The 12627-nt window shown below is 36.1% G+C and carries 10 protein-coding genes; 6 read left to right on the forward strand and 4 right to left on the reverse strand.

Annotated elements, in window-relative coordinates:
• Positions 1-785: 785 nt before the first annotated feature.
• From jag to rpmH, 4 genes are all read right to left on the reverse strand, one after another.
• Positions 786-1526 carry an RNA-binding cell elongation regulator Jag/EloR gene (jag, locus tag B371_RS0105795; RefSeq protein WP_019413360.1) on the reverse strand — a complete coding sequence of 247 codons (741 nt, stop codon included), beginning with the start codon at positions 1524-1526 and terminating at the stop codon, positions 786-788.
• Positions 1523-2302, reverse strand: coding sequence for a membrane protein insertase YidC (yidC, locus tag B371_RS0105800; protein WP_019413361.1), 780 nt, complete (start codon positions 2300-2302; stop codon positions 1523-1525). Before yidC ends, jag begins: the two co-directional genes overlap by 4 nt.
• A gap of 67 nt (positions 2303-2369) precedes the next feature.
• Positions 2370-2717, reverse strand: coding sequence for a ribonuclease P protein component (gene rnpA, locus B371_RS0105805; protein WP_019413362.1), 348 nt, complete (start codon positions 2715-2717; stop codon positions 2370-2372).
• A gap of 162 nt (positions 2718-2879) precedes the next feature.
• The gene (gene rpmH, locus B371_RS0105810; protein WP_019413363.1) at positions 2880-3014 is read right to left on the reverse strand and encodes a 50S ribosomal protein L34; all 135 of its coding nucleotides are present in this window, start codon (positions 3012-3014) and stop codon (positions 2880-2882) included.
• A gap of 499 nt (positions 3015-3513) precedes the next feature.
• On the opposite strand from rpmH, the gene dnaA reads away from it, so the two are divergent.
• From dnaA to gyrA, 6 genes are all read left to right on the forward strand, one after another.
• A complete protein-coding gene (gene dnaA / locus B371_RS0105815; RefSeq protein WP_019413364.1) occupies positions 3514-4860 on the forward strand; it encodes a chromosomal replication initiator protein DnaA in 1347 nt (448 codons plus the stop codon).
• A gap of 168 nt (positions 4861-5028) precedes the next feature.
• Positions 5029-6165: a DNA polymerase III subunit beta gene (dnaN, locus tag B371_RS0105820; protein WP_019413365.1), complete on the forward strand. Its 1137-nt coding sequence runs from the start codon at positions 5029-5031 to the stop codon at positions 6163-6165.
• A gap of 108 nt (positions 6166-6273) precedes the next feature.
• Entirely contained in the window at positions 6274-6501 is a 228-nt protein-coding gene (gene yaaA / locus B371_RS0105825) for a S4 domain-containing protein YaaA (protein WP_019413366.1), read from the forward strand.
• A 1-nt stretch (position 6502) separates the two neighbouring features.
• Entirely contained in the window at positions 6503-7621 is a 1119-nt protein-coding gene (gene recF / locus B371_RS0105830; protein ID WP_019413367.1) for a DNA replication/repair protein RecF, read from the forward strand.
• A gap of 226 nt (positions 7622-7847) precedes the next feature.
• Positions 7848-9770, forward strand: coding sequence for a DNA topoisomerase (ATP-hydrolyzing) subunit B (gyrB, locus tag B371_RS0105835; RefSeq protein WP_019413368.1), 1923 nt, complete (start codon positions 7848-7850; stop codon positions 9768-9770).
• Positions 9771-9797: 27 nt separating this feature from the next.
• Positions 9798-12344, forward strand: coding sequence for a DNA gyrase subunit A (gyrA, locus tag B371_RS0105840; RefSeq protein ID WP_019413369.1), 2547 nt, complete (start codon positions 9798-9800; stop codon positions 12342-12344).
• The last annotated feature ends 283 nt before the right edge of the window (positions 12345-12627 follow it).

Consider the following 12627-nt stretch of genomic DNA (forward strand, 5'->3'; position numbering starts at 1 on the left):
GTCGCCACCTTTCACTTCAATCATTCCACCTTTTAAAAATCAAAAAATCAATGTAAATACATATAAAAAGTCGTCATATTTTATATATTGAAAGTACCTAAGCCTATATTCAGATAGGACTTCTACTGAGAGGAAACTTGCGCCCTAAAATAGGAAATCACGACTTACAATACTGGGTTAACGAGAATCAATTAAAGAAACTCTGTTTTATCATGTAAGTCTCCATATCCTAAAAATCCCATGAATACGGGGTTCTTGGCACTTTATAGTCATATACTTTCTTATCTTGTAAGAAAACCGGGCAAAGTGCTCCCGGTCCTTAAAGAAAGCACACAGTATCCATTTTGGTTTATGATATGATTTCCGTTTACAGGCGGACGCTTTCCGCGGGCGGTCCGTGAGCTTCCTCAGGCCAACAGGGTGTTGGCCCGCGAAGGCATTGCCATGCGTTGTGGCGTTCTTAGCCTTTGTTCCATTGTGTTCTCCTGCGGGGTCTCTCTGGAGTCGCCGCCTTCCTTTCACTTCAATCATTCACCTAGTTAAAATAACCGTAATTGCAATTTAGTTTTAAAATAAATATAAAAAATCTTCCTATCTTGTAAAATGAAAGTACCTATAGCTTTATCGGTTTATAGTGAATCCCACTGTGGAAATTCTGTCTTAGCATGTAAATCTCTATTTACTTAAAAACACTATGTACACTAGTATCTTGGCATCCTACATTCATACACTTTCTTATTTTGTAAAAAAAAAGGACCTTCGTCATATGGCGAAGGTCCTTTTCTTTATTTTAATGGTTCGATTATAAGATAACGATTTGGTTCAGTTCCCACTGAAACGGTTTCAATATCCAAGCGACGCGACAGTGCATTGTGTATTACTTTTCTTTCATAAGAAGGCATTGGTTCAAACTCAACCTTTTTAGCAGTTCGAATCGCTTTATCGGCCATTCGGTCTGCTAATTGTTCTAATGATTCTTGACGACGCTCACGATAATTCTCGACATCAAGTTGAATCATTAGAAATTGATTTGCATATTTGTTTGCTACTAATTGTGACAATTGTTGTAATGCATTGAGTGTTTGACCACGTTTACCAATCAGTAAAGCAGCTTTCTTACTATCTAAACGAAGAGTAACATACTTACCATTTTGCTCAGTATGGATTGTCAAATCATCGATTTTCATTTCTTTTGCTATAAGTTGGATATATGTTTTCGTTTCAGCTACAGCGTCACCTTGGTTAGAGTTGACCTCTTCCGAAACAGTCTGTTCATATTTTTGAACTTTTTCTTCAACTGGAACTTTAGAAGATTCAGCCAAGATTTTTTTAGTCTCTTGTATAAGGGGTTTTACTTCATTTACTGTGACTCTCACTTCTGCAAGTTTGGCACCAAATCCTAGAAATCCTTTTCTACCTTCAAATAATACATCTATGGTAACTTGATCTCTCGTAGCCTCAAGCTTAGCTAATGCTACAGATATCGCCTCTTCAGTTGTGGTACCCGTTTGCGTGATCTGATTCACTTTTTAGCGCCTCCAAGATTATTAGGTTTAGTTTGAAGTATGGGCTTTTTCTCCCACGGTTTGTAAATAACCAAATTTTGTATTAATGAAATAATATTTCCTATTACCCAGTAAAGAGTTAATGCTGAAGGTAAGAAAATACCAAATCCAACAATCATAAATGGCATGAAATACATCATCATTTTCATTTGTGGGTTATCCATTGCTGGCCCTGTACGTAGTACCAAGAATTGCATGATTCCTGCTAAAATGGCAAGAATTATACTTGGTTCTGCAAGAGGAAAGATTAAGAAACTTCCTAAGTTAATTTCAGGCGTTGAATTCATCCGACTAATGGCATGATAAAAACCAATTAGTATTGGCATTTGAATAACTACTGGTAAACAACCTGCAGCTGGATTTACACCTTTGTCTTTGAACATTGCCATCATTTCTTGTTGATACTTCTGTTGAGTTACCGAATCTTTTGAACTGTATTTCTTCTTTAGTTTAGCAAGTTCCGGTTGAACTTCTTGCATTTTTTTTGCGCTCTTTGTTTGCTTAACCATTAAAGGAAGTATAGCTAAACGAATTATAACCGTCACTGCAACAATTCCTAAACCATAAGTCCCGAGTAAGTCCTTAAACAATGTAATAAAGGAAACTAGTGGCCAAACAATATATTTATTCCAAAACCCTTCACTGTCTACATATATGGGTTGGTTAAATTCTGTACATCCACTAAGAAATAAAGATACAAAAACAATCATCAGGACTAAAGTTAAGCGTTTATTCACCCATTGTACCCCCCAAAATGTCATTCTCTATTAATATAAATCATTAATTTTAAATTCTAGTTTTGTTTTAATTGATCTTTTGAATCATTTTAGCAACTTTAAGCACATGCTCTAAGCTTTTCTTTGAATCATGGAAATCCAAACTGGCCGCCTGATTTCTGGCGATAATAACATAGTCCATCTTAGGGTTTATTACATCCTTCAGTTCCAAGAAAGATTGTTTGATATAGCGTTTAATTCGGTTTCTAGTGACTGCATTTCCTACTTTTTTACTTACTGATAAACCAATGCGAAACTCTTCTTGTTCTACTTTTGGTAAGAGATATAAAACAAACTGGCGATTCGCAAAAGATTTACCATGGTTAAATATTTTTTGAAACTCTTTACTTTTCTTCACGCGTTGTCGTTTATTCATGTTTTACCTATTCCACCTTCACGAATTTCTTCAAAGAAAGATTGGATATCTAGCTAGGCTTTAACTACGTCTAAGTATTAATCAGTTTTAATAAGCGCAAAGTTCTTTATATCTCCTATTATATAGGTAAAGAAAAAAGACCACTGATGCGAACCAGTGGACTTAAGCTGATAATACTTTTCTTCCTTTAGCACGACGTGCTGCTAATACTCGACGGCCGTTCTTAGTACTCATACGAGCACGGAATCCGTGAACTTTACTATGTTTACGTTTATTTGGTTGGTATGTGCGTTTCATCTATGTGACACCTCCTGAAAAGTTGTAGACAGTCATGGGTATTATATAAGATTTTACTCCTAAATGTCAATACCCTTTGGCAATATCATTATCTTTATACGATTTTTAAATGGTTAAAGGTTGTCCACAATATTGATGTTTTGCAAATATAGTAATGTGGATAACTTATATTGACCATTTTTTTGTTCACAGCAGTTATCGACAAGTTTCGCACAAACTAACTGCCTGTGGACAAAGTTTGTGTGCATGAATATTCATTTTGTGGATAACCTTTAAGAAGTCTTGTAATTTCTCAATTTTTTTGATACGATATTTGTGTTTTACTCTTCAAAACTGCAAATAGCTTTACTATGTTATCCACAACTGTTGATAGCGTGTGGATAACTTATTCGCATGCTCTTAATAACACTTATCCACATCTTGTGATTTTGTGCACTTCTTTATATATTATGACAAAGATTGTCGATAAAAAAATATTTTTAGAAATGGAGGTACGTTTTTGGAACATTTAGAAGAACTATGGTCGAGAGTTCTTGCTCAAGTAGAGAAAAAACTTTCTAAACCTAGCTTTGAAACGTGGCTCAAATCCACAAAAATGCTGACGTACCAAGGAGAGACTGTGACAATTGCAGCTCCAAACTCATTTGCAAGAGATTGGCTGGATACACATTATGTCCATTTAATCGCTGGCATTTTAACTGAGTTAACTGGAGAAGGCTTGTCTATCAAATTTGTCGTACCGAAAAATCAAGATATTGAAGATTTTTCCCTTCCGAAACCGATTATTCCTATAAATGATGATGATCAACCAGAGTTTTCTCATGGAATGTTAAATTCAAGATATACATTTGATACATTTGTTGTCGGAACAGGTAATCGTTTTGCACATGCAGCTTCTTTAGCTGTAGCTGAAGCCCCTGCTAAAGCCTATAATCCATTATTTATTTATGGAGGAGTTGGGTTAGGAAAAACACATTTAATGCATGCCATTGGTCATTACGTTAAAGAACACAATCCAAATGCTAAAGTCGTTTACTTATCATCTGAAAAATTTACGAATGAATTCATTAACTCAATTCGAGATAATAAAACTGTAGATTTTCGCAATAAATATCGGAGTGTCGATATACTATTAATAGATGATATTCAATTTTTAGCTGGAAAAGAACAAACACAAGAAGAATTTTTCCATACATTTAATACATTGCATGAAGAGTCTAAACAGATTGTCATCTCTAGTGACAGACCGCCAAAAGAAATACCAACTTTAGAAGATCGCTTACGTTCTCGTTTTGAATGGGGCTTAATTACAGACATTACTCCTCCAGACTTAGAAACGCGTATTGCAATTTTACGTAAAAAAGCAAAAGCAGATGGAATGGATATACCTAATGAAGTCATGATGTACATTGCTAATCAGATAGATTCAAATATACGTGAGTTGGAAGGGGCATTAATTCGCGTGGTTGCTTATTCTTCATTGATAAATAAAGATATGAATGTTGACTTAGCAGCTGAAGCTTTGAAGGATATAATGCCCAATTCGAAACCTCGTAAAATTACTATCTTGGATATTCAAAAAACGGTTGGCGAGCACTACCATATGCGTTTAGAAGATTTCAAAGCGAAGAAAAGAACAAAATCAATTGCGTTTCCAAGACAAATTGCCATGTATTTATCTCGTGAGTTAACGAACTTCTCTTTACCTAAGATAGGTGAAGAGTTTGGAGGCCGTGATCACACGACTGTTATTCATGCACACGAAAAAATTTCTACTCTCTTAAAAGAGGATCAAGCACTTCAACAAGACCTGAAACAAATTAAGAGTTTATTAGGCAAGTCTTAGTGGTTGTGGATAACCCTACTTTTATCAACGTAGTTTATGTACAGGTTGTCAACATGTGGATAGGTTGAAATTGTTCAATAAAACGGGGTTATCAACAAATCCACAGGCCCTATTACTATATCTATTATTCTTTTAAGACATTAATAAATATATAAGCGAGGTAAAATGATGAAATTTGAAATCATGCGTGAACGATTATTAGATGGCTTAAACGATGTAATGAAAGCTGTAAGTTCGAAAACAACAATTCCTATTTTGACAGGAATTAAATTAGACGTTACAGAAAAAGGATTACACTTAACAGGTAGTGATTCAGATATTACGATTCAAACATTTATTAAAGCTGAAGAAGATGGAGAACAAATAATTCGTGTAATAGAAGAAGGCTCAATTGTGGTACAAGCACGTATGTTTAATGAAATCGTACGAAAGTTACCAACAAGTGATGTCGAAATAGAAGTAAATGATCATTATCAAACACATATCCGTTCAGGAAAATCAGAATTCCATTTAATTGGACTTGATGCTTCAGAATTCCCATTACTACCAGAAATTCTTGATGATCGACATTTTGTTATTCCAGGTGATTTATTAAAATCAATTATTCGTGAAACCGTATTTGCTGTTTCAACTTCCGAAAGTCGTCCTGTTTTAACAGGTGTTCACTGGGAAGTTAAGAATGGAGAGCTTGTTTGTGTAGCTACTGATAGTCACCGACTTGCTCGTCGAAAGACAACATTAGAACAAATGCCTGAAGGGGAATATAGCGTAGTTATTCCAGGGAAAAGCTTAAATGAATTGAGTAAAATTATTGGAGACTCTTCAGAACCCGTACAAATTGTGATGACTCAACAACAAGTTTTGTTTAAAACATCAGATGTGTTATTTTACTCTCGATTACTTGAAGGTAATTACCCAGATACATCTCGATTAATTCCAAATGAGTATAAAACAACAGTTATAGTAAACGGTAAATTATTACTCCAAGCGATTGACCGTGCTTCTTTATTAGCGAAAGAAGAACGCAATAACATTGTTAGATTTCATTCACTAGACGGTAGTGTGGTTGAAATATCTTCTAGTTCTCCTGAAGTTGGAAAAGTAGAAGAAGAAATTCAAGCAAAATCAATTGAAGGCGAAGAATTAAAAATTTCGTTTAGTGCAAAATATATGATGGACGCATTAAAAGCTGTAGATGGACAAGATGTAATGGTCCAATTCACTGGAGCCATGCGCCCATTCATTCTAAAATCAGTTCATGACGACTCGATTTTGCAATTAATATTACCGGTTCGCACATATTAAAAGTTAAATTATTAAAGGATAGTCCTGTAAAGGGCTATCCTTTTTTACTTCTTAGTAAAAATAAAGTAAAATAAAAGGATAGACTAAAAAGCGAAGGATGTAATTATATTGAATAATATCCAAATTAATACTGAATATGTAACACTTGGACAGTTACTGAAGATGACAGATGCAATTAGCTCTGGAGGCATGGCTAAATGGTTTTTATCAGAAAATGAAGTCTTAGTGAATGGAGAAAGTGAATATAGACGTGGACGTAAACTTCGAGACGGAGATGTTATAAATATTCCTGGATCTGGAGCATTTCGTGTAGTGGAACAAACGAGCGGACAATAAGATGTTCATTGAGCAGCTTGAATTAACGAATTATCGAAATTATAAATCGTTAGAATTATCTTTTTCAAAAACAATTAATGTTCTGATAGGTGAAAATGCACAAGGAAAAACTAATATTATGGAATCAATTTATGTCCTATCAATGGCAAAATCTCACCGAACGTCTAATGATAAAGAATTGATACATTGGACTGAAGAATATGGTAAAATAAAAGGTAATGTGCATAAAAAGTATGGTCGCTTACCGCTTGAATTACTTTTGTCCAAAAAAGGTAAAAAGGCAAAAGTGAATCATTTAGAAAAAAATAGATTAAGCGATTATATCGGTCAACTAAATGTAGTAATGTTTGCGCCAGAAGATTTAAACTTAGTAAAAGGCAGTCCTCAAGTTAGAAGACGTTTTTTGGACATGGAAATCGGACAAATTTCACCTGTATATTTACACGATTTACTAACATTTCAAAAATTATTAAAACAACGCAATCATTTATTAAAAATGCATCAAGGAAAATCATTTTTAAATGACGTGATGTTTGATGTCTATACTGATCAATATATTCAAGCAGCTGTCAGTATTATACGTAAAAGATTTCAATTCATGGAACTTCTTCAAAAATGGGCAGAACCAATTCATTTTGGTATCTCACGTGGCCTTGAACAATTAGAGGTTCGTTATAATCCCATCAACGGTCTTGACCAAGATAAAACATTTGAACAAATGGCTGACTTTTTACGTGAAAAGTTACAAGCAGGAAAGACACAGGAATTAGCAAGAGGCATGACTTTAACTGGACCACACCGAGATGATGTTCAGTTTTTTGTAAATGGTTATGATGTACAAACGTACGGGTCACAGGGACAACAACGAACAGCTGCACTTTCTCTTAAACTTGCAGAGATTGAATTAATCCAACAAGAAGTCGGGGAATCACCAGTGTTGTTGTTAGATGATGTGTTATCTGAACTTGATGACTACAGACAGTCTCACTTATTAAATACCATCCAGGGTAAAGTTCAAACATTTGTAACGACCACAAGTATTGATGGTATTAATCATGAAACTATTACAGAAGCAGCTATATTTACTGTTAAACAAGGACAGGTTGTTGAAGAAACATAATCTTGTAGTGGTATTGATTTAACAAATCAGCTAAATCCTCAAAGTATAAGACTTTTAGAGAAATATATAAGACAAAGAGGATTGCGTATTAAATATTTATTTGCCAGATTGTTTAAACATATGCGTCACCTCTAATCCATAGAACATCGTAATGAAAATATATCCCAGGGAGTATCCCCCTTGATAACAATAGCGAGAAAACAGTATGAAAGAGCAGGTGAACCTAATGGCGATAGAAAATAAAGAACTAAAATCTTATGATGCTGACCAAATACAAGTATTAGAAGGTCTAGAAGCTGTGCGGAAACGTCCTGGTATGTACATCGGCGCTACAAGTTCTAAAGGACTTCACCATCTTGTTTGGGAAATTGTGGACAATGCTATTGATGAAGCGCTAGCAGGATATTGTGATGAAATTTCAATCACCATAGAAAAAGATAATTGGATTAAAGTGGATGATAATGGTCGGGGGATTCCTGTTGATATAGAAAAGAAAATGGGACGTCCGGCAGTCGAGGTTATTATGACTGTCCTTCATGCTGGTGGTAAATTTGGTGGTGGAGGATACAAAGTATCAGGTGGTCTTCATGGTGTTGGTTCTTCTGTTGTTAATGCCCTATCTGAAGTAACAGAAGTCTATGTTCATCGTGATGAGAAACTGCATTACATTAAATTTGAACGTGGAGCTGTAACGCAAGAACTGACCGTTATTGGTGAAACTGACAAAACTGGTACGTCCGTTCGTTTTAAAGCGGATCCAGAGATTTTTACTGAAACAACAGTATATGAATATGATATTTTAGCTAACCGTTTACGTGAATTAGCTTACCTAAACAGAGGATTACGTATTGATATTAAGGATGAACGCGAAGAGGAAGACCGTATAAATACATACCACTTTGAGGGTGGGATTAAGTCGTATGTTGAGCATTTAAACAAATCCAAAGACCCAATACATGAGCCAATTTTCATTGAAGGTGAAAAAGACGGGGTATCAATTGAGATTGCCTTACAGTATAACAATGGTTACTCGGCAAGTATTTTCTCGTTTGCGAATAACATTAATACGTATGAAGGCGGTACACACGAATCAGGATTTAAAATGGCACTAACACGTGAAATCAATGATTATGGACGAAAAAATAATATGTTAAAAGATGCAGATATGAATTTATCTGGCGATGATGTAAGAGAAGGATTGACAGCAATCGTGTCAATAAAACATCCTGATCCACAGTTTGAAGGACAAACTAAAACGAAATTAGGTAACTCGGAAGTCAGTACAATTACAAATTCTTTGTTTTCAGAAGGATTTGAGCGTTTTATGCTCGAGAATCCCGCCACTGCTCGTAAGGTAATAGAAAAAGGATTGATGGCTGCGCGTGCACGTGTTGCAGCGAAAAAAGCTAGAGAATTCACACGTAGAAAATCAGCCTTAGAAGTATCAAGTTTACCAGGTAAATTAGCAGACTGTTCTTCGCGTATACCTGCTGAAAGTGAATTGTATATTGTTGAGGGTGACTCTGCAGGTGGTTCTGCAAAATCTGGCCGTGATCGGCACTTCCAGGCAATTCTTCCTCTACGAGGGAAAATATTAAACGTTGAAAAAGCACGTCTTGATCGCATTTTAGGAAATACTGAAATTCGCGCTATGATTACAGCTTTAGGAACAGGTATCGGAGACGAGTTTACACTTGAAAAAGCACGCTACCATAAAGTTGTTATTATGACTGATGCCGATGTTGATGGTGCACATATTCGTACGTTACTTTTAACGTTCTTTTTCCGTTTTATGCGTCCATTAATTGAAGCGGGTTACGTATATATTGCACAACCGCCTTTATTCCAAATTAAGCAAGGAAAAATGGTTGAATACTGTTACTCAGATAAACAACTTCAAGAGATTTTAGAAAGACTTCCTAAACATCCTAAACCAGGCATTCAGCGCTACAAAGGTCTAGGGGAGATGGATGCGGTTCAATTATGGGATACGACAATGGATCCGTCAGTTCGAACATTATTACAAGTAAACTTAGAAGATGCCATTGATGCAGATCAAACGTTTGATCAGTTAATGGGAGATGAAGTAGAGCCTCGTCGTAAATTCATCGAAGAGAATGCAATTTACGTAAAGAACTTAGATATTTAATGTGCGAAGTGAAGGGAGGTTGCCTGTATGTCGGAAATTCAGAATAGTGGCGTCAAAGGGATTAATATTAGCACTGAAATAAAAACATCATTTCTAGACTATGCAATGAGTGTTATTGTTTCACGAGCACTTCCAGACGTACGTGATGGGTTGAAACCTGTTCACCGTCGTATTTTATATGCGATGCAAGGTATGGGAAACACAGCTGATAAACCACATAAGAAATCAGCTCGTATTGTAGGAGATGCAATGGGTAAGTATCATCCACATGGTGATAGTTCAATTTACGACACAATGGTGCGTATGGCGCAACATTGGAGCTATCGTTACATGCTAGTTGATGGGCATGGTAACTTCGGATCGGTAGATGGTGATGCTGCTGCAGCAATGCGTTATACCGAGTCACGTATGTCGAAAATTGCTATGGAATTACTACGAGACATTAATAAAAATACGATTGATTTCAAAGATAATTATGATGGACAAGAACAAGAACCTGTTGTACTACCAAGCCGATTCCCTAACTTACTAGTAAATGGTACTTCAGGGATAGCTGTTGGGATGGCAACAAATATTCCTCCACATCATTTAGGTGAAACTATTGAAGGTGTGTTAGCACTTGCAGACAATGAAGCCATTACTACTGAAGAATTAATGGAAATCATACCAGGTCCGGATTTCCCGACTGGCGGTATTATCTTAGGGCGAAGCGGTATTCGTCGGGCTTACGAAACTGGTCGGGGCTCAGTCATCATTCGAGGAAAAGTTGAAATAGAACAAAAGGCGAACGGTAAAGAAGTGATTTTGGTTCATGAACTTCCTTACCAAGTAAACAAAGCCCGTCTTATCGAAAAAATCGCTGAGCTAGTACGAGAAAAGAAGATTGATGGTATTACTGATCTTCGGGATGAATCAGACCGTAATGGGATGCGTATCGTAATTGAAGTTCGTAAAGATGCAAATGCTAATGTATTACTTAACAACCTTTACAAACAAACATCTCTTCAAGCAAGTTTCGGTGTAAACATGCTGGCCCTTGTGGACGGACAACCGAAAGTACTTGGCCTAAAAGAGATTTTATACCACTATTTAGAGCATCAAAAAGTGGTAATAAAACGTCGTACTCAGTTTGAATTAACAAAAGCAGAGGACCGAGCTCACATTTTAGAAGGTCTTCGTATAGCATTAGATCATATTGATGAAATCATTGCGTTAATACGCCGTTCACAAACAGGTGAAGAAGCTAAAATTGGTTTGATTGATCAATTCAAGCTTTCTGACCGACAAGCTCAAGCAATTCTCGATATGCGTCTACAACGATTAACTGGTTTAGAACGAGACAAAATTGAGACAGAGTATCAAGAATTACAAAAATTAATTGCTGAACTTAAAGCAATTCTCGCGGATGAGTTAAAAGTCATTCAAATTATTCGTGAAGAATTAAACGAGATTAAATTACGCTTTAGTGATGAACGTCGAACTGAAATCACAGCAGGTGGTGCTGAGATGCTAGAAGACGAAGATTTAATTCCACAAGAAAATTCTGTACTAACATTAACGCATCATGGATATATCAAACGCTTGCCAGTTAATACGTACAGAAGCCAGAAACGTGGGGGCCGAGGCGTTCAAGGAATGGGAACGAATGAAAACGACTTCGTCGAACATTTACTCTATACTTCAACGCATGATACTATTTTATTCTTTACTAATACAGGTAAAGTATATCGAGCAAAAGGCTATGAAATCCCAGAGTATGGCCGCACTGCTAAAGGATTACCGATTGTAAACTTACTTGGCGTGGATAAAGAAGAAAAAGTAACAGCGATGATTCAAATGACATCATTTGAAGAGGATGCTTACTTTATTTTCACAACGCTTCAAGGGGTTACGAAGCGTACTCCAGTCAGTGGTTTCGCAAACATTCGAGCAAATGGTTTAATTTCCATCTCCTTAAGAGAAGACGATGAGTTGATTTCTGTAAGATTAACTGATGGAAAAAAACATATTATCATAGGTACTCGTAAAGGAATGCTTGTACGATTTGAGGAAACTGATATTCGGTCAATGGGTCGTACAGCATCTGGAGTTCGAGGAATTCGCCTACGGAAAGACGATCATGTCGTGGGAATGGAAATACTTGAACAAGGTCAAGAAGTTTTAGTCGTAACTGAAAATGGTTATGGAAAACGTACCCCTGAAGAAGAGTATCGTCTCCAGTCTCGTGGTGGTGTTGGGATTAAAACAAGCCAAATCACAGAGAAAACGGGCCCGTTATCAGCTGTAAAAGCTGTTGATGGATCAGAAGATTTAATGCTTATTACGATTAATGGAATGTTAATCCGCATGGATGTAAACAGCATTTCGATAACTGGTCGTAGTACACAAGGAGTTCGCTTAATACGCTTAGGTGATCAAGAATATGTAGCAACCGTTGCAAAAGTGGAAAAAGAAGAAGAAGAGGAATTTGATGAAGATGGTGAAGTAGTCACTCCATCAGAAGTTGGTGGAGAAGACTTAACAACAGAAGTAAGTGAAGACTTACCATCCGAACCAGAATCATCTGAAGAATAAATGCACAATGTTCATCAAATAAACCAAACCCCGAAGAGAGGACAAGTACAAACCTCTCTTCGGGGTTTTTTATCCTCGACATTGTATTTTTAATGAATATAGCTTAAATCATTTTTAATATCACGCATTCAATCAACATAAAAGAACTACTGTATATAGAAGGAGATTAGATTTAAAGAATGATATTGAGGATTTTCTTTAAATACTATTGACACTAATGCAGGAAAATGCTATTATAAGTGAGTCGCCAAAATAAGCGGCACACCAAATGAACCTTGAAAAC

The sequence above is a fragment of the Paenisporosarcina sp. TG20 genome (assembly GCF_000286315.1).
Taxonomy (GTDB): domain Bacteria; phylum Bacillota; class Bacilli; order Bacillales_A; family Planococcaceae; genus Paenisporosarcina.